Below are 24,761 nucleotides of genomic sequence, written 5' to 3' on the forward strand. Positions count from 1 at the left end.
GGCTTTTAACAGCTATGCACGGAGAATGAAGTAAAAATTCAATTTGACTATATTTATGTTATGTAAACCCTATATAGAAATTATATAGATTAAAGCGGTTGTTTAAGGGGTACTTTGAGCAAGCATTTGGAAGTATTTTTATGGCTTTAAACACTTCATGTGTTGCTAGATCATATCAATCACGTCATAGCATCATGAATTAAACGTATCATTTTGAGATTTTGTGCTTATAGCAATGTTTGCAATGACATCGAATTCGGACAGATACTATACATACGATTTGAGATTTATTTTGTACGGCTACTTAATGACAAATACGTTATAGAACATTTGTAAGTTGTAAATCAAACAGTAACGCAATATAAGTAGTTAAAACATTGCAATATAGATGCACAAGTACATATAAAGCGTATAACGATGCTTAAAGTATATAAATCAAGATCATAAAACAGCTATATTTAAATTTCGATTCTAGTTTACATAATATATATTATAGGAAGTTATGTATAATTCTTCGTTTAGCCCCATTTCCTTTTCGTGCAATTCAATACGGACATCATAACAACATGACAAAACCCAATGACTGATATTCATCACTGGGTTCATCAAAATTATGGACGATATTGTTGTTCAAAGCGTGCACGTTCTTTTTCGTATTTTTTCAATTGACGTTTTTTACGCCAGTCACGTGTAACAAACCATAAAATCAGGCTTAAAATTAAGCTCAATATTGCCACAAATGCGGCATAACCTAATAAAGGTTCATAATGAATCGGTTTAAAGTTTGGCAAAATGAATGCTAAAGCACCAAGTACAATGAACATAATGATTGCTGTAACAAACCATTTGTTAAGAACAAGTGTACAAAATAATGTTAAAACAACCATGATGAGCAGTGTTATCCATATATAATTTGGCATGTCTAAAATAGCCATCGATGAACCTCCTTTTTGTATTTAGCCTTCATTATACAAGATTTTTAAGAGTACGGGTAACGATTTCACATGCGAAAAGATGTGTAAAAACGTTATAATGGGATTATATCATTTATAAGGAGGGTCTATTAATGTCACAAAAACTACCACAGCGTTCAGAAGTTGCTACAGCAGAGACTTGGGATTTGACTGATTTATATCCTAATACAGAAAGCTATGAACAAGCGGTTAAATCATTGCCACAAGAAGCTCAAGCCTTTAAAGCCCAATATGAAAACCAACTCAATACGGTTGATAAAATTGAAAAAGGTTTAAATACATATTCACGATTGTTAATTGAATTAGAGCGTGCGGGTAATTATGCGGAACTCTTGCATAGCGTCGATACGTCAGATGCTGAAAGACAACGTTTAAACGCCCTATTCTCTACACAATACGGTAAAGTTTTAAGTCAATTGACATTTGTGGAGTCAGAATTATTAAATCTCGATGATGCTGTCATGCAACAAGCGATTTCAGAGTTAGATTACAGTTATTATTTATCACAATTACAAAAGAAAAAGCCATATCTCCTGCATCCTAAAGCTGAAGAAGCACTCGCGAGTATGTCACCAGCATTAGATGTGCCGTATGATATTTATGGTGTGACAAAAATGTTGGATATCGATTTCGGTCAATTTGAAGTCGACGGCAAAAGATACGACATGGATTACACAACATTTGAAGGTTATTACGAAGATCATGATGATACAGCACTTCGTCGTGCAAGTTTTCGTCATTTTAGTGATACGATTAAAAAGTACGAACATACCACTGCTGCAGTGTATAATGCACAAGTTCAGCGTGAAAAGCTAGAGGCGGATTTGCGTGGTTATGATTCTGTTATTGAATATTTATTGGAAGAACAAGATGTCACTTTAGAAATGTATCACCGTCAAATTGATTTAATCATGTCTGACTTGGCGCCAATTATGCGTCGATATGCGAAACTTATTCAACAAGCGAACCATTTAGATGAACTGAGATTTGAAGACTTAAAAATCTCTATCGACCCTACTTTTGAACCAGAAATTACAATTGAAGAGTCTAAAAAGTACATTTTTGGTGCATTAGACGTATTAGGTCCAGAATATGTCGATATGTTGCAACAAGCGTATGATGCGCGTTGGATTGACTTCCCACAAAATAAAGGGAAAGAAACAGGTGCTTATTGCGCAAGCCCTTATGCATCTCATAGCTACATCTTTATTTCATGGACAGGTAAAATGACAGAAGCCTTTGTATTAGCTCATGAACTGGGTCATGCTGGCCACTTTACATTTGCTCAAAAACATCAAAATTATCTGCAATCTGAAGCGTCTATGTACTTTGTCGAAGCACCATCAACAATGAATGAAATGTTAATGCTCAATTACTTATTTAAAAACAGTAATGATGCGCGATTCAAACGTTGGGCGATTGCATCTATTATTTCTCGCACGTACTATCATAATATGGTGACACATCTCCTTGAAGCTGCTTACCAACGTGAAGTCTATCAGCGTGTCGATCAAGGTGAGTCATTAAGTGCCCCTACTTTAAATGCGATTAAACGTAATGTTATCGAACAATTCTGGGGTGACACAGTGACATTGACTGAAGGTGCAGAATTAACTTGGATGCGTCAACCGCATTACTATATGGGCTTATACTCTTACACATATTCTGCCGGTTTAACAATTGGTACGATTATGGCACAACGTATTAAAAATGAAGGTGAGCCTGCTGTACAAGACTGGTTGAACACATTAAGTGCAGGTGGTAGTATGTCCCCTGTTGAATTAGCACAACTTGCAGGTATTGATGTCACAACGGATCAACCGTTAAAAGATACCATTGGTTATATAGGCCAATTGGTAGATGAATTAGAATCATTAACGTCTGAAATTTAATATTTTTGTTAAAGAAAGAACCCCTCATTGCGTGTTTGGTTGCAATGAGGGGATTTTTAATGTTGTTAAGCTTATTTTAATTGAGAACGTTTTTGTTTAGAGGGTCTGCGTAATAATGCGAGACCGAATAAGCTGAGTAAACCACCAAATAATAAAGCGGATGGTTGTGAAGTTGACTCCCCTGTTTCAGGAAGTGCTTCATTTGTTTGGGACGATGACTTAGGAGATGGTGTCGTCTCGTTTTGTGCTTCTTTCATCGGTTGATGTTCTGGCATCATTGTTGGCTCAGTTTGTTCGTTCATACCAGGATGTTGCGGTGTATCAGGTTGTTTAGGTTCCGGTTTTTCGCTTTCACCAGGATTCATCGGTTCTGGTTGCGGTATATCTGGATGATTTGGCTCTGGCATTTCGTTTTCACCAGGATTCATTGGTTCTGGTTGCGGTATATCTGGATGATTTGGCTCTGGCATTTCATTTTCACCAGGATTCATCGGTTCCGGTTGTGGTGTATCTGGTTGCTTAGGTTCTGGTTTTTCTTTTTCATCTGGATTCATTGGTTCAGGTTGTTTGGGTTCCGGCATTTCTTTTTCTTCAGGCTGTTTAGGCTCTGGTTGTGGATTCCAGTTTTCTAATGGGAAGAAACCAGCATCAATTGTCATATCATCTTGAGTGACATCGATATTTGCGATTAAACCGTCTGAGTCTTTCGCAGTATTTGCCGTTGTATGCTTGCTCGTCGCTTCATAGCCTTCAGGTGTAGTAAATTCAACCACGTATTTTCCTTTTTGTACATTAGTGAAATGGTAGTGTCCATTTGCGTCACTTGTAGTACTAGCTACAACCGTACCTTCAGGTGTTTTAAGTGTCACAAGCACGCCTTCAAGACCACGTTCACCATCGTTTTGAACACCATTATGATCTTCATCACGCCATACAAAGTCACCAATTGTGTATGTTTCTTCTTGTTTCGGATTCCAGTTTTCTAATGGGAAGAATCCAGCATCAATTGTCATATCATCTTGAGTGACATTAATATTTGCGATTAAACCATCAGAGTCTTTTGAAGTATCTGCAGTCGTATGCTTGCTCGTCGCTTCATAGCCTTCAGGTGTTTTAAATTCAACCACGTATTTTCCTTTTTCTACATTAGTAAAACGGTAATGTCCAGTTTCGTCAGTTGTCGTAATACGTAAAATCTTGCCTTCAGGTGTTTTAAGTGTTACGAACACGCCTTCAAGTCCACGTTCGCCATCATTTTGTACACCATTGTGATCTTCATCACGCCATACAAAGTCACCAATTTGATACGTCGCAGTTGCATTTGTATTTGGAGTGATAGGTTGAATGTTGAACGTTTGGTTATTTTTTGGTGTTGTTAAATCAATCGAGCGAGGTACACGATGACCCTTTTCTGTTTTCGGCTTCTGAACGATCGTATCTTCTTCAAATGTCATTGCACCATCATGTTGTCCAAATTCTGATTCAAGTTCAGTGAATGTGTCAACTTGAGAAGATTCCTCAATTGTATCCACTGCAATATCACCGTACTGACCACGCATATTAGGATTCATTTCACCCTCAAATTCAATGAGTAAATGATCAGTCGTATATTCCATCGTATCCTCAACCGTCGTATGGTCAGACATCGCACCTGTTACCATGCCAGTTGTCGTCTCTTCGTCATATTCAACAAGTGGTGCAGAATGAAGTGTCACTGTTTCGCCTTGATCCGTATGCTCTTCCCATTCTATTGCATCAGAGTGGTGCACCGTGTCTTGTTCACCATGGTTTGTTTCTTCTTCAAAATCAATGGCATCAGCATGAAGCGTTACATCTTGAATACCTTGATTTGTGTCTTCTTCAAACTCTATCATTTCATGTGCATGATTTGACGGTGGAAACGTCGTTGTTTCCTCAAACTCAACAGGTTGCGTATCTTCAGTCGTCTCGATAACTGGCGTAGTGTTTTCACCACGGTCCTCGCCAGACTCGGCAAATGTAATCAATACAGCACTATCTTCAATCTCTTCTAAAGATCCTGTCGCTTGGAAAGTCATTTCACCATAATTAGCATGGGTATCTTGAATTGTATTAACAGTTGGACTAAATCCAAAAGTTGGTGGGACGGGCTTATCTTTCCCTTCTCCAGTCGCATTATTCGAGTAGAAAACAACGCCATTCTCCCATTTCAGGTTGAAATAATTATTATATCCCAAATATAAATAGTCTTGAGATTGGTTTAAATTTTGATTCCCTGTCGCAGTTGTTATAAAGTCGAAGTCAGGTACATCATTCATATAATGACCTTTATAGACAATGACATAAGGATTTTCATTCATATTGTTAAAAGTGATTTCATAACCAGTGCCATTATTGTATTTTAATTGCACGTCTTTCGTTATGTCTTTAAACTGACTTGTTAGACTTACATTAGTGTAGCCGCTTTTCGGGAGATTTTCTTGACCAATATATTCATAAACTTTGACTTCTCCAGCTTTTCCATTTTGTTTTGCACCTTTTGTTACTGTTCCTGTTACCTTTACATTAGTTAATTTGTTCTTGTTAGGTTTGAAAGTTGCATAATGTGTGAAAGATTGGTCTGCCTTCAATAAATAATCAAGATGCCCATTTAATGTGACACCTGTTTCATTTTTTACGCCATCAACATATTTGATGTTGAAATTTTGACTTGTCAATTTTTCTCCTAATGTAGATGAAACAGTTGTTTCTCCTTCATTTTGTACTTTTACGGGATTAATGTATAAGTTTAATGATAGTTTTCCATTTAAATTTTGTTTTTCATTCACATAATTCGTAAAGCGATAGCGGACACGATTGTTTGAATCAATTTCACCATAAGCGATAACTCTTTCACCACTTTGGTTATCCATGATATGTGGTACTTTCTTTGTTGCTGATATCCCATTTGTGTCAACGTTGTCGCTTAATTGAAAGTCAAAATAATCTCCTTCTTTAATGCCGTTTTCGAATGACCATTCATAATCTAATGTCACGCGTTCAGCATTGTGTGGGTTGACGTCATTAGGTTGGCGGTGACTTGTCTTATTATTACTATTATTCTGATGTGCAGTGATTGATGATTTTTCTACTTTCACTTTACTTGTCACGTCTTTACCAGTTTCTACATTAATTACTTTGGCGTCAACCGTCGTAGTGCCTTCTTGTGCTTGTCGTGGTAAAGTTTGGTCTGCTGATGTTGTTGGTTGTTCCACTGGTGCTGTCTGTGTAGCGGGTTTCTCAACGCTTGATACAGGTTGTGCGTCTTGACGCGCTTTCGTTGTATCTGAGTCTTTTGTTTCAGTTGACGTTGCTACTTCAGTTTCTTTTGTTTCTTTAACTTCTTGTGTGTTTGGTGCTGCAGCTGAGTCCGTTTCTTTCATTTCTTCTGTTTCTTTAGCTACATTTCACTTATTTCTGAAGCATCCGCATCGTGAGCTTGTCCCATAATAAATAATGTCCCTAATAAGAATGATGCAACGCCAAGTTTATGTTTTCGAATACTGTATATATTTTTATTTTTTATCAATTTATTTCCCTCTTCTATTTCTTAATCTCATGTTTGATACAACTTTTATAAACACATTAATCGCTATTATATATTGTTCTGTTTTAAACGACAATATAATTACATTGAGTTAATAAATTTTTAAGGATTTCAGAAAACAAGTTGATAAGGGTGAACTAAGTGATGTTTAGTGTAAGAATACTTTAACTCTCGGGTGGATTGGCTATTCGTGGGGTGATTTAAAACAAAAAAAGACTCACCACTTCGGTAAGTCTCTCCATCAATTATTAACTAATTATTATCTGCACGTGTCCAACCTTTACGTGTTAAACTGATTTTCCCTGTTTCAATGTTGATGAGGCGTTGTTTGTATAAATGACCAATTGCACGTTTAAATGCACCTTTGCTCATATTGAATACTTCTTTAATTGCTTCAGGACTAGATTTGTCCCAGAATGGCAATTCGCCTTCATATTCTACAAGGAGATTAAATATTTTTTCACCGTCGTCATCTAAACGTTCATGTGCAAGTGGTAAAAATGAACCGTTTAATTCTCCTTTGTCGTTCACACCGATAATACGAACTTCTAATTTTTGTCCTAGACGTGGTTCCTCTTTGCGTTCAGACTCATGAACAAAAATTTTATAGCCGTCTTCTGAGAGTAAAAATGTACCTACACGTAATAAACGGTATGGACGTGCGATCATCATTTGATTACGCATTTCTTCTAGTTGATCAGTTGCGACCGGTGTAAACATTTGATGGACTGTTGTTTCTGATGCTAGGCGTGCAAACATTTGTCTGTCGCGATCAATACGTAATGTACATAATACTTCGTCGCCTTTTTCTGGCCATAATGATTTCAATTTAGGTAGATCTTCCCATGGAATTAACACTTCACGTGGTAATCCAACATCGACGCGTGCGCCATCACGATCTGTGTTTAACACGCGTACAAAATCATACCGTCCAACAGTAATATCCGGCATGTTTTGAGTCGCAAACAAATCGCCAGAACGGTTTGGATAGACGAAAAAGCTATACGACTCCCCTATTTCTAAATCATCATCTTCATTAACTTCAGATGCATTTAATTTAATTTTTTCTCGGTTTGGACCTTCTAAATGATACGTAGAACCCTCAAGTGCCTTCACTTCTAAAAATTCTATCGTTCCAATAATTTCATTTTCTTTAAATGACATAACGAACTCCTCTTTAATATATAAGTTAATTCTATTATAGCATGTGAATGTGTGATAAGCAGTGAAATAATTAAATCTCTTGAACAAGCCCTATGTTTTTCACTGAGACGATAACAGAAAATACAATAGAAATTAGATTTATAAGGCACTCTCATGATATAATGCATCCATTAGAATAAATGAATTAAAGGAGAAAATGCATGTTACAAGTTACGGATGTAAGTTTACGTTTTGGTGATCGTAAATTGTTTGAAGATGTGAATATTAAGTTTACACCAGGCAATTGTTACGGTTTAATTGGTGCAAATGGTGCCGGAAAATCTACTTTCTTAAAAATTTTATCAGGTGAAATTGATTCACAAACAGGTCACGTTTCTCTCGGTAAAGATGAACGTTTGGCAGTGTTAAAACAGGATCACTTTGCTCATGAAGATGAACGTGTATTAGATGTAGTCATTAAAGGGCATGAGCGTTTATATGAAGTGATGCAAGAAAAAGACGCGATTTATATGAAACCTGATTTTAGTGATGAAGATGGGATTCGTGCGGCTGAACTTGAAGGCGAATTTGCGGAAATGAATGGTTGGAATGCTGAATCAGATGCTGCGACGTTGTTATCAGGTTTAGGGATTGGTACAGACTTACATGATAAAACAATGTCTGAGCTTGAAAATAACCAAAAAGTGAAAGTATTACTCGCACAAAGTTTATTCGGTGAACCAGATGTGCTATTACTGGATGAGCCGACAAACGGTTTGGACATTCAAGCGATCAGTTGGTTAGAGGACTTTTTAATTAACTTTGATAATACAGTCATCGTTGTATCCCATGATCGACACTTTTTAAATAATGTATGTACACATATTGCTGATTTAGACTTTGGTAAAATTAAAGTGTATGTCGGAAACTATGATTTCTGGTATCAATCAAGTCAATTAGCGCAAAAAATGGCGCAAGAACAAAATAAGAAAAAAGAAGAGAAAATGAAAGAGTTACAAGACTTTATTGCGCGTTTCTCTGCCAATGCATCTAAATCTAAACAAGCAACGAGCCGTAAAAAACAACTTGAGAAAATTGAATTAGATGACATTCAACCGTCTTCACGTCGTTATCCTTTCGTGAAGTTCACACCTGAACGTGAGATTGGTAATGACTTATTATTTGTTGAAAATCTTTCTAAAACGATTGATGGTGAAAAAGTGTTAGATTCATTGTCATTCACGATGAATCCAAACGACAAAGCGGTATTAATGGGTGAAAGTGAAATTGCGAAAACGACATTACTTAAAATTTTAGCAGGTGAAATGGAACCTGATGAAGGTAGCTTCAAATGGGGTGTCACAACTTCACAAAGCTACTTCCCTAAAGATAACTCAGCGTATTTTGAAGGCGTTGATATGAACTTAGTAGAATGGCTGAGACAATATGCACCAGAAGATGAACAAACTGAAACATTTTTACGCGGTTTCTTAGGACGTATGTTGTTCAGCGGTGAAGAAGTGAAGAAAAAAGCAAGTGTGCTTTCCGGTGGTGAGAAAGTGCGTTGTATGTTAAGTAAAATGATGCTTTCTAGTGCGAATGTATTGTTATTAGATGAGCCGACGAACCACTTGGATTTGGAAAGTATTACTTCTGTCAATGAAGGCTTAAAATCATTTAAAGGGTCTATGATCTTTACATCACATGACTTTGAGTTTATTAATACGATTGCAAACCGTGTGATCGATTTAGACGTGCCTGGTGGTTTATCGAAAGAGATTTCTTATGAGGCATACCTAGAAGAAAAAGGTATTTTGAAATCTAAAGCGTAACACCTTTTAGCGGGACTGGGACATTATGTTTTCCCAGTCCTTATCCTTTTTATGGACATATATCAATTAATGATGCTCAAACAGCCACAAATGAGGATGAATGAGACGTCATCATTGGATGGTATGGGGATCTCCATTTCATAAACTTGCCCTCAGTGACTGCATTCGGTGTAAGATTGCCAAGAAGGCTGAGACTCCCGAGGAATGAAGTTGAAAACAAGTTAACGTCACTTGACTTTGATAGTGGCTACTGTATATCGCAGTATCTGTCTGACTTCTCAATGCTTGTGCTTTTGAGAAGTCTAGTCAGCCTTGCGGGGGCAGTACTACGAAATCTTTGTTGCACATGAGATTTCTGTACTGCTCCCAAAATCCGCCAACGCTACATGCATGTCATCGTTCAATCAAGCGTTGGCTAGTTGAGACAAGTCCCCTAGGAAACGCGAAGCCATAAGGGCAATCAGAAGCCACAAATCACAGGGAGGGCAAGTTAAACAAAATACTGCCTCCACAGCATCAAAAATGAATATGTCTCATCCCTGTTTTTTCTTTTTGGGGACATCAGTTAATTGAATTTGAATGAGATCAACGTAGAAATTTTTAATTGTTTTAAAATGTTTAGATTTTTCTGTTTACAGATAAGATCTTTCTATGTATAATGGTATCCATAATAATTGAATAGTTATTGATGAGGCGCATCGATCATAAGTAGATATATTGGAGTCATGTCTGCAAGCATTGTATATCGAAAGGGTGAGATGCCGAAACGAACAGTATTGCAGGTACTTGTTTGTTGGATTCTCTGGTTAAGAGCTAAGAATCTGTCATTATTTTATAATAATGGAGTGCATCACTTGTATATAGAGTCAACAAGTTCGCACGCCGAGCTTGTTTTTTATTTTATCATTTTTGAAGATGTCGGATGTGAATATCCCCTCTTTCTAAAATGTACTCTAGTTACCAACAAAATGTGCTGATCTTTAATTCAAATCGTTCAATTATTATTATCTAAATTTTAAGAACATTACAATATTTGTGAATTGAAAAAAATGGAGTGAAGTGGAATGACAAAATTAGCAGTTGTAGGTGCAACAGGATTAGTAGGAACTAAAATTTTAGAAACACTTGATCGTAAAGGTATCGCTTTTGATGAACTCGTGCTTTTTTCTTCAGCACGTTCAGCAGGTCAAGAAGTCACATTTCAAGGTCAGACATATGTCGTACAAGAATTAACGGATGAAGCAACGGATGGTGGTTTTGATTACGTCTTAATGAGTGCGGGTGGCGGTACGAGTGCCCATTTCGCCCCACTATTTGAATCACACGGTGCAATCATTATTGATAACTCAAGTCAATGGCGTATGACGGAAGATATTGATTTGATCGTTCCTGAAGTGAATGCCCCTACTTTTAAAAGAGGTATTATTGCGAACCCAAACTGTTCAACGATTCAATCGGTTGTCCCACTGAAACCATTGCAAGAAAAATTTGGGTTAAAACGCGTGGCATACACAACTTATCAAGCCGTTTCAGGTTCAGGTATGAAAGGTAAAAAAGATTTAGAGGACGGTCCAAAAGGTGTGGCGCCGCAAGCTTACCCACATCCGATTTATAACAATGTATTACCACATATTGATGTCTTTTTAGAAGACGGTTATACAAAAGAAGAGCAAAAGATGATTGATGAAACTAAAAAAATCTTAAATGAACCGACATTAAATGTGACAGCAACTTGTGTACGTGTGCCGGTACAAGATAGCCACAGTGTACATATGAATGTCACATTGGATCAGCCAGCAACAGTTGCAGAAATTCAATCACTTTTTGAAGAAGATCCACGAGTTGTCCTCGTAGATAACCCAGAAAAAAATGAGTATCCAATGGCGATTCATTCAACAGGTCGTGATGAAGTATTTGTAGGACGTATTCGTAAAGACGATTCGTTAGACAATACGTTCCACATTTGGGTCACTTCAGATAATTTATTAAAAGGTGCTGCGCTCAATGCAGTTCAAGTATTAGAACAGGTACTTAAAATGAAAGGAGCATAAATGATGTCACATATTTTTGAAGGTACAGGCGTTGCATTAATCACCCCTTTTACAAATGGTGAAGTTGATTATGAAGCGATAAAAAAACAGGTCCATTTTTTAATTGACAACGGAATTCAATCTATAGTGGTCAACGGGACAACAGCTGAAAATCCCACTTTAACAGAAGCGGAAAAGGAACGTATTTTAACAACAGTCATAGAAGAAAATGCGCAACGTGTCCCTATTATCGTTGGAACTGGAACGAATAACACGCAAAAATCAATTGAAGCTTCATTACGTGCAAAAGCATTAGGTGCAGATGCGATTATGCTCATCACCCCATATTACTTAAAAACGAGCCAACGTGGTTTAGTTGCTCATTTTGAAGCGATTGCGAACGCGACAGAACTGCCTGTAGTTCTTTACAATGTGCCATCAAGAACAAACTCAACAATTGAAGTAGATACACTCGTTCGTTTAAGTCAAAATCCATATATCGTAGCACTCAAAGATGCGACTAATGATTTTGATTATTTAGCAGAGATTCAACAACGTGTAGATACTGACAAATTTGCATTGTATAGTGGAAACGATGATAATATTGTGTCATATTATGAACAAGGTGGTCATGGTGTCATTTCAGTCGTTGCGAATGTCATTCCAAAAGAATTTCAACAAATTTATACAAATGCTAAGGATCGAGATGCACAATTTGAACCGATTGCGACTCTTCTTGATGCGATGAGTATTGATATTAATCCAATACCAATTAAATATTTGGCAGCGTTAGAAGGCTTCGGACAATATGAGGTTCGATTACCATTAGTACCACTAAATGACAAAGAGCAACAACAATTAAAAGCAATTTACCATCAATTTAAAGCAGGTGTTCGTACATGAAAATTTTATTAATTGGTTACGGTGCAATGAACCAACGTGTCGCGCGTTTAGCTGAAGCGAATGGGCACGACATTGTAGGTGTCATTGCAGGTCGTTCAACCGACCATATCCCCTACCCAATTTATCAAAAAATAAGTGAAGCAACTGAAGCGGATGTTGCGATTGACTTTTCGAATCCGCAATTATTACTTCCGCTATTAGAAGAAGATTTCAATCTCCCGCTCGTAATTGCGACTACGGGTGAAAAGGAACAAATTACTGAAAAACTTCAATTTTTAAGCGGTAAAATGCCAGTATTTTTCAGTGCAAATATGAGTTATGGTGTTCATGTGCTGACTAAAATATTGGAAGCAGCAGTGCCTTTACTTCAAGATTTTGATATTGAACTCACTGAAGCGCACCATAATCAAAAAGTAGATGCGCCAAGTGGTACACTCGTTAAACTTTACGATGTGATTGAATCGTTACGACAAGACGTCACACCGGTTTATGACAGAAGTCAACAAGATGCAAAACGTACGAAAAATGAAATCGGTATTCATACAGTGCGTGGTGGTACGATCGTCGGTGAACATGATGTGTTGTTTGCGGGTACAGATGAAACAATTACCCTCTCACATCGTGCGCAGTCGAAAGATATTTTCGCTAATGGTGCATTAGGTGCAGCAGAAAAGTTAATTCAACACAAATCAGGGTATTATACTTTTGATAACTTATAAAAGGAGCGTATAAAACGTTATGGTTAAAAATTTTACAGCAGAAGAAATCATCCAATACATTAGTGATGCGAAAAAATCCACACCGCTTAAAGTGTATATCAATGGTGAATTCAGTGACGTGCAATTTCCTGATCAATTTAAAGTATTCGGTTCAGAAAATTCAAAAGTCATTTTTTGTGAAGCATCAGATTGGAAAGCATTTTACGAAGAAAATCAAATGCTTATTGAAGAGTTGGAAATCGAAATGGATCGTCGCAATTCAGCGATTCCATTGAAAGATTTAACAAACACGAACGCACGTATTGAACCGGGCGCATTTATTCGTGAACATGCGGTGATTGGTGACGGTGCTGTCGTTATGATGGGAGCAACGATTAATATTGGTGCCATTGTTGGTGAAGGTACGATGATTGATATGAATGCAACACTCGGTGGTCGTGCCACTACTGGTAAAAATGTTCACGTTGGTGCTGGTGCAGTATTAGCCGGTGTCATTGAACCACCAAATGCCTCCCCTGTTGTCATTGAGGATAACGTGTTAATCGGTGCAAATGCCGTCATTCTTGAAGGTGTGCGTGTCGGTGAAGGTGCGATTGTCGCTGCGGGTGCGATTGTGACACAAGATGTACCAGCAGGTGCTGTTGTTGCAGGTACACCAGCGAAAGTGATTAAGCAAGCACACGAAGTAGAAGATTCAAAACGTGAAATTGTTGCAGCGTTACGTCAATTAGATCAGTAATGCGTCAATGAGTAGCTTCTCGCATTTCATATCGCCGTCTCACTTCGACGATGATGACTTCAACTGATCGCATTGTATTGAACGTAAGTATTCAGTTGGGATCTATTCTAACAATGACGAACATAGTGCTACTTTTATGGCTGAGACACGTTGGGTATCTCAGCCTCTTTTCTACAATGAACGAAAATCATCATATGAACATATCAGCAATTGAGAGGAATGGGATTAAAAATTTTGTATTTCACCGTATCAGCTCGCCTTCATTTACGGCCTACCCATTGAAATTGCCAATATGAACGACTGTAAGAAAACAGCAAAATTTTTATGTTCCCCCTTCTCAATCTATACATAATTAATGGGAGTGAAAGCATATGAATGAACTTGAATTTGTCACTCAGCATCGTCGATATTTACATCAACATCCTGAGCTGAGTCTTCAAGAGCATAAAACAACACAATACTTACAACGGTTTTTAGAGTCATTAGATATTCCTTACGAACGCCCTCTAGAAACAGGCATTATCGGTTTTTTAAAAGGTCAAAGCGATGAAACGATTGCTTTTAGAGCCGATATCGATGCCCTACCGATTCACGAACAAAATGATGTCGATTATCGGAGTACAGTCGATGATCGCATGCATGCTTGTGGTCACGATGGCCATACAACAGCCCTGATGCTTTTTGCACAACGTTGTAAAGCATTGTATGACAAAGGTGCGTTGCCACACAATGTCTTATTTATTTTCCAACCTGCAGAAGAATCAGGCGGTGGCGCGAATTTATTGATTAAAGCCAATGCATTTGCACAGTATGATATCAAAGCCATATACGGGGTTCACGTGATGCCTTTTGTTGAAGAAGAATCGGTTGTCATTCGAGACAATGAAATTACGGCAAGTGCAACGGAATACCGCTTTTTTATTGAAGGTGAATCAAGTCATGTTGCCAACAAAGAACAAGGTAAATCTGCGGGTGAAGCGTTACAACATATTTTGACACAATTGTCTCAAATACAGCAGTATCATTTGAATGGATTGCAACGAAATATCGTCCATATCGGGCACTTTCATGCGGGAGAAGCGATTAATACAGTTCCGAGCAATGGCTACTTAGAGGGCACGATTCGTACGTATGATATGGATGATTTAAGTATTATTCAAAGTCAAATGCAAAAAATTGCTGACAGTGCAGAACTGTTATTCGGTGTGAAATGTGAAGTCCGTTTTGCAGAAGGCTATCCACCGACAATCAACCATCCAGAATTGAAAAAATATGTAGTCGAAAGTTTGGAATACAACCAATTGAATGTGATTGAAAACGAACTCCCCTACTTATTTGGTGAAGATTTCAGCTTTTATGGTCAAATTGCACCGGCTTATTTCGTTTTTGTTGGTACACGTAACGAAGAAAAGCAGTTTGTGACAGGTTTACACACACCACATTTAAACTTCGATGAACGCATGTTGATTCGTATTGCAGATTATTATGAACGATTGTTAATGAATTACAATGAGGTGGAAGCATGACAGCATTATGGCAAGTTGATTCAGTCCAGTTTCTTCAAAACGTGAAACAAGTAACACAAAATCAATCTGTTATGGCAGTTGTAAAAAACAATGCATACAATTACGGTCTAGATTTCGCTGTCCACACGTTTCAACAAGCAGGCATTCATACGTTTAGTACAACCTCTTTAGTTGAAGCGATACGTATCCGAGAAATAGCGCCAAACGCAACGATATTTTTAATGAATGCGACTGATGCATTTGAACAGTTGCGCACATATGATATTCATATGACTTTGCCTTCTTTAGTCTTTTATCATGAACATAAAGCGGCATTAGCGGGTGTCAAAGTGCATTTAGAATTTGAAAATCTTCTCCATCGTTCAGGATTTAAAACAAAAGATGAATTGTTAGCAGTATTAGAAGATCATAAGCACAATACGGCACCTAAGATGGAAATCACGGGATTATGGACACATTTCGGTTATGCGGATGAATTTGATGTCGATATGTATGAACAAGAGCGTGAGGCATGGCTCGATATCGTGGAAACACTTGTGCATCAAAAGGGATATCATTTTGACCTCATTCATGCCCAAAACAGCGCCAGTTATTATAGAGAGGGTCAACGGGTCTTTGATCATCACACACATGCGCGTATAGGGATAGCGCTTTATGGTTCACGTCCCTACTCTAGCCTTTCAACTGATTGCATCACACAAGCTTTGACAGTAAAAGCAAATGTTATTCAAGTGCGTGAAGTCCAACAAGGCGATCATTGTGGCTACAGTTTTGCTTATACGGTAGATCAACCGAATACACGTTTAGCAGTTGTAGATGTCGGATATGGGGACGGTATTTTACGGACTAGAGCACAACATGATGTCTCAATTAATGGCAAACGTTTTCCGATTCGTGCGCTCATGATGAGTCATATGTTTGTGGAAGTCGATGATACAGTATCAGCAAAAGATAGCGTTATTTTATATAATTCAGATTTGCGTATTGATGATTACACATTTAAAGGTGTGGGTGCCAATTCTGAACAATTAAGTGCATTAAATTTGAATTCGTTAATAAAGGAGTATGTTTAAATGACAGTCAGTTATAATCAAAATGGTGAATTAACATTGGGAGGTACAAGTTTAAAAACGTTGGCGCAAAGTTTTGGTACGCCGACAATTGTGTATGATGAAGAGCAAATTCGTCAACAAATGAGACGTTATCACAGTGCCTTTCAACAAAATGATATTGGCTATGTGTTATCTTATGCCTCAAAAGCATTTACGTGTCTTCAAATGGTCAAGCTTGCGGCTGAAGAAGACTTTGAATTAGATGTGGTATCAGAGGGAGAGCTATACACAGCTTTAGAAGCGGGCTTTGACCCACAACGTATTCATTTCCATGGCAACAACAAGACGAAACATGAAATTCGATACGCGCTTGAAAGTGGTATCGGTTATTTCGTCGTTGATGCGTTAGATGAAATTGAACTCATTGAACAGTATGCCACAAAACCTGTAGACGTGCTGTTACGTGTGAATCCAGGTGTTGAAGCGCATACACATGAATTTATCCAAACGGGTCAAGAGAAAAGTAAATTCGGTCTTTCTTTAAAACACGGATTAGCTTTAGAAGCGGTTGAAAAAATCCGTAATACGAATAACTTAGTGTTGAAAGGGATTCATTTCCATATTGGTTCGCAAATTGAAGAAACAACAGGCATGATTGAAACAGCAAAAATGGTGCTGAATTGGTTGGATGAACATGCGATTGCGATTGATTTACTTAACTTAGGCGGCGGATTTAGTGCGAAATATGTTGAAGGAGATCAATCGTTCGACATTGAAGCAGGTATTACTGAAATCGTACAAGCGATTAAAGCGGAATGTCAGCAGTTAAAATACCCTATTCCGACATTGAGTATTGAGCCAGGGCGTTCTATCGTTGCGGAAGCGGGTGTGACACTTTATGAAGTCGGCACCATTAAAGACATACCTGGTGTGAACAAGTACGTGTCGATTGATGGCGGGATGAGTGATCACATTCGTACAGCTTTATACGACGCGAAATATCAGGCATTATTGATTAATCGTCATGAAACGCCGGACGAGACGGTGACGATTGCAGGAAAATTATGTGAATCAGGTGATATTATCATTCATGATGCACAATTACCTTCTAGTGTAAAACGTGGGGATTACCTAGCAATATTGACAACGGGTGCGTATCACTATAGTATGGCTTCAAATTATAATCAAATGCAAAAGCCGAGTGTGTTCTTTGTGAAAAATGGAAAAGCGAGAGAAGTCGTGAAACGTCAATCATTACGTCAATTGATTATTAATGATGTGAAGTAAATACCAATCATCCTTTGAGGTGAAATGTGAATGCTTCTTTGGCACCGACGTTTTTAAATTTTAATTTTCGGCAATGTTATATTAAAAAAGAGCACCTTACCTTTTTATCGGTTAGGTGCTTATTCGGGTTTAATCCCAAAGGCAACATATATGAATTCTTCGTCTGTCAATTCAAAAAAGCCCTCTGGAGGCTCAATCGGTTCAAGAGGCATATCTTCAACATCAGGATCTTTTGTTTGCATACTAGCTTTTAGAGTCTCTGCCCTCATTTTGTCTAACTTTTCATAATCAAGTTCCTTTTTCATAAAACCCCTCCTTTAATACAGTCGCTTAAAATTGAGTAAAAAAGCCGCTGAAAATGAATTACTGTTTCATCACTTGCTTATTTTTGTTTAACTTGCTTTTCTATTTGTGCTTGTTGATTCTTTTGCTCTTTTTCAGCTGTTTCAAGAAACGCTTTAGCTACATCTTTAGGTGACATATAGCCGTCTAACGTTGTTGGAAAATCCAATTGTACTATCCTACTTTATAGTTAATCTAGACTAAATATACAAAATTTTCAAAAATTTTTCAACTGCACTAGCCAAGGTATTCTCTACCTTTAAGAATTTTTAACATGTAAGCGCAAAATACAGCCGATACCGCTTAATTGTTGAATGTATATAGGAATGGTGATCAATAAAGGGGAAATTTTGAATAAGAGATTAGGGTTAAAGGTGAAATGATAAGGCGGGTATAAATGAGTGTTATATGTTTATAAAAGTATACAACATACAAAGACAACAAAAAAACAGCGAAGCGAACTTCACTGCTTTTTTCTAAGTCAATATTGCATCTATTTATTATAGTTTTACAACGTTTGCAGCTTGAGGACCGCGGTCGCCTTCAACTACTTCAAATTCAACTGATTGACCTTCATCTAATGATTTGTAACCTTCTTGGTTGATTGCAGAGAAGTGTACGAATACGTCGTTTTCTCCTTCTACTTCGATAAAACCAAAACCTTTTTCAGCGTTAAACCATTTTACTGTACCTTGTTTCATAATCTGTGAAACCTCCAAGACTAAAATTCAATATGCGCTATTCGCATATTACAAAAAATACTGATTCATTCTTTATAAATTCGATAAATAAAAACTGAAAAATATTCTTTGCAATATGGAATAATGCCATTGCTTACCCCTATTATAAAGTAATCTGACAATATTTGCAATATAGAATTTAAAATTTATTGATTAGTCTATAATTGGCAAATTCAAATATATTTTTTCGTTTTTTAAAGTAATGAAGCTATAAAAAATCTGCAAATCTTCATCGCAATCCTCACAAAAGTTTAAATCACAATTATTATAAAATGCATAAATGTTATGTTTTCCGACAATGTAATTATCATAATCCTTTTTTGCTTGTTGAATCATACGTTCATATGCCTCTTCAAATGCTTCAAATGTCTCAAATTTATGTGAATCAATGATGTGTTCTGGCCAATCATCGAATAACCACCAACCTTCATAGTCTGCACGAATCTTAGCAACTTCCCACATAACTAACGTCCCCCCATATGTAAAAAAAGTCTTATTAAAAAAGATAGTACCTTTAAATTTAAAAAGCAAGCTAAAAGACCTGAAAAAAAGTGATATGAAATTTAATTATTAGTCTTTTGCACTGAAAATACTTATAATTAAGTGGAGGGGTGATATGTATGAAACATTATTTAATCCGAGTATATGGACGTGTTCAAGGGGTTGGATTTCGTTATTTTACAGAACGATTAGCTTTAAAATATGAAATTATTGGCACAGTGAAAAACGTTGAGGATTATGTAGAAGTGTATGCTCAGGGAGATGATGCATCACTTGAATCTTTTACACAAGCTGTGATTAAAGGGGCATCCCCTGCTTCTCGCGTTGATACTTATACGATAGATGAATTAGAAATTAACAATCAATATCAAAACTTTAGAGCGATTTCATAAAGGAAGATGAATATGAGATATATATTATCGAGAGTTTGGGGCGCCATGGTTGGGGTGCCTGTAGCAATAATCGCCTTTTTCACAAGTGTCATTTTTGATTTTACGTTTTTAATTGATTTCGTTATCGGCATCGCTGGTTTTGTGGTGGGTTATGTCCCTACACAACGGTTGACTTCGCGTGCCTATTTGAAAGAAATGAATTTGACGCGTAAAGATTATCACTATATCATGCATCAAATTAATTTAGTTCAAAGTAAAAACAAGCGCATTTTAAAGTCATTTATAAAAATTAGATCGATACAAGATTTCAAATTAGTGAATGATATTTACCGGTTATCTCGTACAATTAATTCGGCCATTAAGCAACGACCTTTCCAGTTTTTTAATATTGAAAGCTTCTACTACTCGCATATTGATAATGCGCTAAACTTAATTGAAAGTTATACGAGGCTTGCAAAAATGCCGCTTAAATCAGAAAACGAGCGACAAATGCTACAACAAACAAGGATTACTTTAGAAGAAGTGAAGCGTACTCTCATTGCTGATTTAAAACAAATTAATGCACAAGATTATGAACAGTTGGACACTGAAATGCGACTCAATGAAATGTACCAAAGAAGAAATACTAAAGAAATGGAGAATGATTCATGAAGTCAAATGATCTCACGAATGAAACAAGTACACATCCATTAGATGCCTATTTTAATGACTTTGAACAACCAAAGGCTACAGCAGTCTCAGAAGTCGAAACGCAACAACTAGATGCCCATTTTAACGCGCAAGATCGCCAAAAAATTCAAAGTTTGGCAGAACAAATTGAACCGTTGAATCATGATAGCTTATTGCAATTCGGTTCCAATGCACAAACGCACCTTTCTCACTTTTCACATCAAATGTTAGACGAAATTCAGTCGAAAGATGTGGGACCTATTGGAGAAACATTGGAGCAATTGATGAAAAAGTTAAAAGAAGTCAATCCGGATGAACTATCACAGAAAAATGACAATGTCTTCAAAAAATGGTTCAAACGCTCAAAAAATTCGATGCAACAACTTTTTTCACGTATGCAGTCAGTGAGTGCACAAGTGGATAGAATTTCAATAGAGCTTGACAAGAATAAAGCATTGTTAGTAAAAGATAATCAGCTGTTAGATGGCTTGTATCAACAAAATAAAGACTATTTTGATGTGCTAAATCTCTATATAGCAGCGGCAGAACAAAAGAAAACGGAAATTGAACAACAAGTATTACCAGATATGCGTCAAAAAGTAAAAGATGCAGATGACACAATGGCTGTCCAAGATGTGGCGGATATGGAGCAATTTGTCGATCGCCTTGATAAACGAATTTATGATTTGAAATTATCACGCCAAATTGCTTTACAATCTGCACCGCAAATTCGGATGATACAAAATGTAAACCAAGCATTAGCTGAAAAAATTCAAAGTTCTATTTTAACGAGTATTCCACTATGGAAGAACCAAATGGCGATTGCGTTAACTTTACAACGCCAACAAAAAGCGGCGACTGCACAAAAGCAAGTGACGGATACAACAAATGAAATCTTATTACGTAATTCTGAAATGTTACGTCAAAATGCGCGTGTGACTGCAGAAGAAAATGAGCGTGGCATTGTCGATATTGAAACATTGAAGACGACTCAAGATAATATTATTCAAACAATTGAAGAAACATTGCAAATTCAGCAAGATGGTCGTGCAAAGCGACAACAGGCCGAGAAAGATTTACTCGCGTTAGAATCAGACTTGAAAGCACGTTTATCAACTGCGAAAGATCAACGTGACCGTCAATAAACTATCACAATAGAGGCTGGGACAAATTTCCCAGCCTCTATTTTTGTTAATATATATGATCATCTGTTTCGTTGCGTTCGAGTTCATAATTTTCATCTTTTCTCGATTCCGTTACATATTCACGCATTCTCTCTTTATCTGGTGTAAGTGTTAACCCGAGATGACGACGTTCTAAATTGGCGTCTTTATAGAATGAAATGAGCATCAATATAATCACGACGCTGAACGGTAAAGCTGAAATAATCGCCGCTGATTGTAATGCACCTAAACCTTCCCCACCGCTTGATAACAATAATACAAAGGCGATAAGTGAAAGTAATAAACCCCAAACTACTTTGACACGTCCGGATGGCGTTAAGGAACCATGTGATGTTTGCATACCAAGAACGAAAGTAGCTGAATCGGCAGACGTTATGAAAAATGAAGCGACTAATAGCATCGCGATGACGGATAATATCGCTCCGAGTGGTAATTCATTAAAAATACCAAATAGTTGTGTTTCAGGTGTCAATTTAAAGAGTTCAGGTGTCGTTTTTGCAACCTCAATACCTGTGACACCAAAGACACTAAACCATAAAATACTAATGAACGTTGGAACTAATAAAACCGCAATAACAAATTCTCTGACTGAACGTCCTTTCGAAACTCGCGCGATAAAGATACCTACAAATGGACTCCAACTCATCCACCAACCCCAGTAATAAATGGACCAACTTTCAAGCCACTTTGCTTTATCTGAGTTCAGTGGCGCGACGTCAAGACTGTTGTAAATAAACTCATCAAAATAAAGCCCTGTTGCTGAAGTCATAATTTTAAAAATTAAGATGGTTGGGCCGACGATTAATGTAATTATCAGTAAAATACCTGCAAGGCCCATGTTCAAATTACTCAAATATTGAATACCTTTGCTCAGACCACTCCAAGCTGAAATAAGAAACAGGACAGTAACGATGATGATGATCAGTGATTGAACCCAAATATTTTGTGGAACGCCGAATAAATAATTCAGACCACCGTTGATTTGTAATGTCCCGACGCCAAGTGACACTGCCACACCAATGACTGTAGCAAATACAGCAAGAACATCAATGACGATACCTAAAGGACCATCGACTTTATCACCAAAAAGCGGACGAAGTGTTTTAGAAATCAGACCATCTTCATTCTTTCTAAATTGGAAATATGCGAGTGCTAACGCGACGATACCATACATAGCCCATGGATGAATCCCATAGTGGAAAAAGGTTGAACGCATGGCATCCATCATTGCTGCGTTTGTTTCAGGTGACGCGTTCGGTGGTGTTAAATAGTGTGTCATCGGTTCAGTGGCGCCGTAAAAAACGAGACCAATCCCCATCCCTGCACTAAATAACATCGCAAGCCAAGATATCGTTTTGAATTCTGGCTCATCATCTGGCTTTCCTAAACGTAATTTGCCTATTGGACTAAAAATAAGAAACAGACTGAAAAACACGATAAAAGTCATTGTGATCATGTAGTACCAGCCAAACGTATCAATAATCCAACTGCCAATTTGTCCAGATACTTCACCAAATTGTTTAGGGAAGAATACGCCTAACAATACCATTAGAAAAACAAGAATGGCAGAATACAGGAATACTTTTGACAATTTTTGGTTTTCTTTCATATCAAATGAACCTCTTCTCTAAGTAAATTCAATCATTTGCCAACTTCAATATGGCAATCGTGCTTTAAATGAACAGTGGCATCCTTCACCCCGCACCTATATGTAAACGACGAAATAAGATGAAGTCATATTGATTTAAAGAACGATTGCAAAATTTTAATAGCTAACAATGAAAGTTAAAAGTTGAAATAAGTTTTAAAGTAAACAATATCGTTCAACTTTATTCATTTACCACACCATCAATAAAATAAACGTTACTTACGAATGAACATCATTGCTTGAGCGGTGTAGAGTTCATTTTTACATAACAAAAAAGACAAGCCACAAACCTGCGACTTGCCTTGTTATTGATATGAAGTTTATTCTTTTTCGTAAACGATGATGTCTTGGTTTTTCATAAATGCTCCGACAATATAACCGATAATCAACGTTACAACAGCGATTGGGAACCACTCTAATGTATGCTCGTGTAACGGTAATTGATTGATAAAACCAATTTTTGCCCATCCGTTTGCATTGATGACGCTGAGAATCGATTCAATCGTAACAACTGCAACCGTAATTTGTTGTGTAATCGGACGTGTCGGTACAAGTCGTGCGATTAAAATTAAAAGGACAGTTGTAATCGCGATTGGATAAACGATTAATAATACAGGGATTGAAAGTTTAATCACAGCGTTTAAACCTAAGTTCGATAAAATAAAGCTGATGATTGTAAAGACAAACACATAAACTTTATAAGAAATTTTAGGTAAAATGCTGTTGAAATATTCACTTACTGATACAATCAAACCACAAGCTGTCGTTAAACAAGCAAGTGCCACGATAATACCGAGTAAGTATTTACCAAGCGAACCAAAACCTGTATCTGCCATTGTAATAAGCAGGTAAGCACCAATGTTTTGGTCATTTTCGACTAATTTTTTCATTGTTTCTTCAGGAATAATCATGTGATTACCGATGAATCCTAATGAAATATAAATGACTGCTAACGCGATGGCAGCAATGATACCCGCCATTGCAGTTTGTTTGAAAATGTCATTAGCATGTTTAATACCTGTCGCTTTAATCGCATTAACAACAATCATTGAAAATGCAATTGCCGCAATCGCATCCATTGTTAAGTAGCCTTCAGTGAAACCTTTTGAAAAACCACCTAATGCAGAAGTGTAGACGTCAGGGTTTGCAGTGTTTTGTGTGCTACCCCCAAAATCTACGAAACCTTTGATAATCATCGCAATAATCGTGATTAAGAGTAATGGCGTTAAAATGGCACCGATACGGTCAACGATTTTACCAGGATTCAAACATAAGTACAATACAACTAAGAAATAGACAACTGAGAAAACAAATAACCAAACAGGACTACTTGAATGAATGATTGGTGTCACTGTCATCTCAAAAGACGTTGATGCAGTACGTGGAATGGCAAATAACGGTCCAATTGTTAAATAAATTGAAACTAAAAATACAATTGAGAAAACAGGATGTATTTTATTAATCGAACCAATGTAACCTTGTTTATCTAAGGCACCTACCATCACGCCCATTAATGGTAAACCAATACCCGTAATGACAAAAGCTAGAATTGACGGCCAAAAGTATTGTCCACTTTCCATTCCTAAATTTGGTGGGAAAATCAAGTTCCCTGCGCCAAAAAAG

22 protein-coding genes and 1 riboswitch are annotated in these 24,761 nt (G+C 37.1%); of the genes, 12 read left to right on the forward strand and 10 right to left on the reverse strand.

The genetic code is table 11. The features are described 5' to 3' along the window. Positions 1 to 611: 611 nt before the first annotated feature. Positions 612 to 935 carry a hypothetical protein gene (locus CD138_RS08155; protein WP_019167722.1) on the reverse strand — a complete coding sequence of 108 codons (324 nt, stop codon included), beginning with the start codon at positions 933 to 935 and terminating at the stop codon, positions 612 to 614. A 131-nt stretch (positions 936 to 1,066) separates the two neighbouring features. On the opposite strand from CD138_RS08155, the gene pepF reads away from it, so the two are divergent. After that, positions 1,067 to 2,866: an oligoendopeptidase F gene (gene pepF, locus CD138_RS08160; protein ID WP_019167721.1), complete on the forward strand. Its 1,800-nt coding sequence runs from the start codon at positions 1,067 to 1,069 to the stop codon at positions 2,864 to 2,866. Between the two features lie 71 nt (positions 2,867 to 2,937). On the opposite strand, the gene CD138_RS08165 is transcribed toward pepF, so the two are convergent. The 3 genes from CD138_RS08165 to CD138_RS08175 all read right to left on the reverse strand — a co-directional run bounded on the left by CD138_RS08165 (position 2,938) and on the right by CD138_RS08175 (position 7,595). Then, positions 2,938 to 6,267, reverse strand: coding sequence for an SdrD B-like domain-containing protein (locus CD138_RS08165; protein ID WP_096559736.1), 3,330 nt, complete (start codon positions 6,265 to 6,267; stop codon positions 2,938 to 2,940). Between the two features lie 17 nt (positions 6,268 to 6,284). Beyond that, complete coding sequence (locus tag CD138_RS08170) at positions 6,285 to 6,413, reverse strand: YSIRK-type signal peptide-containing protein (RefSeq protein WP_019167719.1); 129 nt, start codon at positions 6,411 to 6,413, stop codon at positions 6,285 to 6,287. 270 nt (positions 6,414 to 6,683) lie between these two features. Continuing rightward, positions 6,684 to 7,595 carry a CvfB family protein gene (locus tag CD138_RS08175; RefSeq protein ID WP_019167718.1) on the reverse strand — a complete coding sequence of 304 codons (912 nt, stop codon included), beginning with the start codon at positions 7,593 to 7,595 and terminating at the stop codon, positions 6,684 to 6,686. Positions 7,596 to 7,795: 200 nt separating this feature from the next. On the opposite strand from CD138_RS08175, the gene CD138_RS08180 reads away from it, so the two are divergent. The 8 genes from CD138_RS08180 to lysA all read left to right on the forward strand — a co-directional run bounded on the left by CD138_RS08180 (position 7,796) and on the right by lysA (position 17,662). Then, positions 7,796 to 9,406, forward strand: a complete 1,611-nt coding sequence (locus tag CD138_RS08180; RefSeq protein WP_019167717.1) for an ABC-F family ATP-binding cassette domain-containing protein — start codon at positions 7,796 to 7,798, stop codon at positions 9,404 to 9,406. A gap of 680 nt (positions 9,407 to 10,086) precedes the next feature. Beyond that, positions 10,087 to 10,265: riboswitch (Lysine riboswitch) on the forward strand. Positions 10,266 to 10,470: 205 nt separating this feature from the next. After that, positions 10,471 to 11,457, forward strand: coding sequence for an aspartate-semialdehyde dehydrogenase (locus CD138_RS08185; protein ID WP_019167667.1), 987 nt, complete (start codon positions 10,471 to 10,473; stop codon positions 11,455 to 11,457). A gap of 3 nt (positions 11,458 to 11,460) precedes the next feature. Further along, positions 11,461 to 12,339, forward strand: coding sequence for a 4-hydroxy-tetrahydrodipicolinate synthase (gene dapA, locus CD138_RS08190; RefSeq protein ID WP_019167666.1), 879 nt, complete (start codon positions 11,461 to 11,463; stop codon positions 12,337 to 12,339). Further along, on the forward strand, positions 12,336 to 13,058 hold the full coding sequence (dapB, locus tag CD138_RS08195) for a 4-hydroxy-tetrahydrodipicolinate reductase (RefSeq protein WP_019167665.1): 723 nt from the start codon (positions 12,336 to 12,338) through the stop codon (positions 13,056 to 13,058). Before dapA ends, dapB begins: the two co-directional genes overlap by 4 nt. A 19-nt stretch (positions 13,059 to 13,077) precedes the next feature. Continuing rightward, positions 13,078 to 13,797, forward strand: a complete 720-nt coding sequence (gene dapD, locus CD138_RS08200) for a 2,3,4,5-tetrahydropyridine-2,6-dicarboxylate N-acetyltransferase (RefSeq protein WP_019167664.1) — start codon at positions 13,078 to 13,080, stop codon at positions 13,795 to 13,797. Positions 13,798 to 14,168: 371 nt separating this feature from the next. After that, complete coding sequence (locus CD138_RS08205) at positions 14,169 to 15,323, forward strand: M20 metallopeptidase family protein (RefSeq protein WP_019167663.1); 1,155 nt, start codon at positions 14,169 to 14,171, stop codon at positions 15,321 to 15,323. Beyond that, entirely contained in the window at positions 15,320 to 16,396 is a 1,077-nt protein-coding gene (alr, locus tag CD138_RS08210) for an alanine racemase (protein ID WP_019167662.1), read from the forward strand. Before CD138_RS08205 ends, alr begins: the two co-directional genes overlap by 4 nt. Beyond that, entirely contained in the window at positions 16,397 to 17,662 is a 1,266-nt protein-coding gene (lysA, locus tag CD138_RS08215; RefSeq protein ID WP_019167661.1) for a diaminopimelate decarboxylase, read from the forward strand. 119 nt (positions 17,663 to 17,781) lie between these two features. Here lysA and CD138_RS08220 read toward each other — a convergent pair whose 3' ends face one another. From CD138_RS08220 to msaA, 4 genes are all read right to left on the reverse strand, one after another. Then, positions 17,782 to 17,967 carry a hypothetical protein gene (locus tag CD138_RS08220; protein ID WP_019167660.1) on the reverse strand — a complete coding sequence of 62 codons (186 nt, stop codon included), beginning with the start codon at positions 17,965 to 17,967 and terminating at the stop codon, positions 17,782 to 17,784. 77 nt (positions 17,968 to 18,044) lie between these two features. Further along, a complete protein-coding gene (locus CD138_RS14650; RefSeq protein ID WP_019167659.1) occupies positions 18,045 to 18,173 on the reverse strand; it encodes a hypothetical protein in 129 nt (42 codons plus the stop codon). A gap of 331 nt (positions 18,174 to 18,504) precedes the next feature. After that, positions 18,505 to 18,705, reverse strand: a complete 201-nt coding sequence (gene cspA, locus CD138_RS08225) for a cold shock protein CspA (RefSeq protein WP_014613945.1) — start codon at positions 18,703 to 18,705, stop codon at positions 18,505 to 18,507. A gap of 192 nt (positions 18,706 to 18,897) precedes the next feature. Next, positions 18,898 to 19,206: a regulatory protein MsaA gene (msaA, locus tag CD138_RS08230; protein ID WP_019167658.1), complete on the reverse strand. Its 309-nt coding sequence runs from the start codon at positions 19,204 to 19,206 to the stop codon at positions 18,898 to 18,900. Between the two features lie 158 nt (positions 19,207 to 19,364). Between msaA and CD138_RS08235 the strand changes: the two genes are divergently transcribed. Genes CD138_RS08235 through CD138_RS08245 form a run of 3 tightly spaced genes read left to right on the forward strand, consistent with a single transcriptional unit; the run spans position 19,365 to position 21,451 of the window. Continuing rightward, entirely contained in the window at positions 19,365 to 19,637 is a 273-nt protein-coding gene (locus CD138_RS08235) for an acylphosphatase (RefSeq protein WP_019167657.1), read from the forward strand. 12 nt (positions 19,638 to 19,649) lie between these two features. Further along, positions 19,650 to 20,288, forward strand: a complete 639-nt coding sequence (locus CD138_RS08240; RefSeq protein WP_019167656.1) for a 5-bromo-4-chloroindolyl phosphate hydrolysis family protein — start codon at positions 19,650 to 19,652, stop codon at positions 20,286 to 20,288. Further along, on the forward strand, positions 20,285 to 21,451 hold the full coding sequence (locus CD138_RS08245; RefSeq protein ID WP_019167655.1) for a toxic anion resistance protein: 1,167 nt from the start codon (positions 20,285 to 20,287) through the stop codon (positions 21,449 to 21,451). The genes CD138_RS08240 and CD138_RS08245 overlap by 4 nt, the downstream gene beginning before the upstream one ends. 46 nt (positions 21,452 to 21,497) lie before the next feature. On the opposite strand, the gene CD138_RS08250 is transcribed toward CD138_RS08245, so the two are convergent. After that, the gene (locus tag CD138_RS08250) at positions 21,498 to 23,099 is read right to left on the reverse strand and encodes a BCCT family transporter (protein WP_019167654.1); all 1,602 of its coding nucleotides are present in this window, start codon (positions 23,097 to 23,099) and stop codon (positions 21,498 to 21,500) included. Positions 23,100 to 23,458: 359 nt separating this feature from the next. Continuing rightward, positions 23,459 to 24,761 (reverse strand): branched-chain amino acid transport system II carrier protein (brnQ, locus tag CD138_RS08255; RefSeq protein ID WP_103265977.1); only part of this gene is annotated, 1,303 nt, incomplete at its 5' end.

The organism is Staphylococcus intermedius NCTC 11048 (genome assembly GCF_002902385.1).
In the GTDB taxonomy this organism is placed as follows: domain Bacteria; phylum Bacillota; class Bacilli; order Staphylococcales; family Staphylococcaceae; genus Staphylococcus; species Staphylococcus intermedius.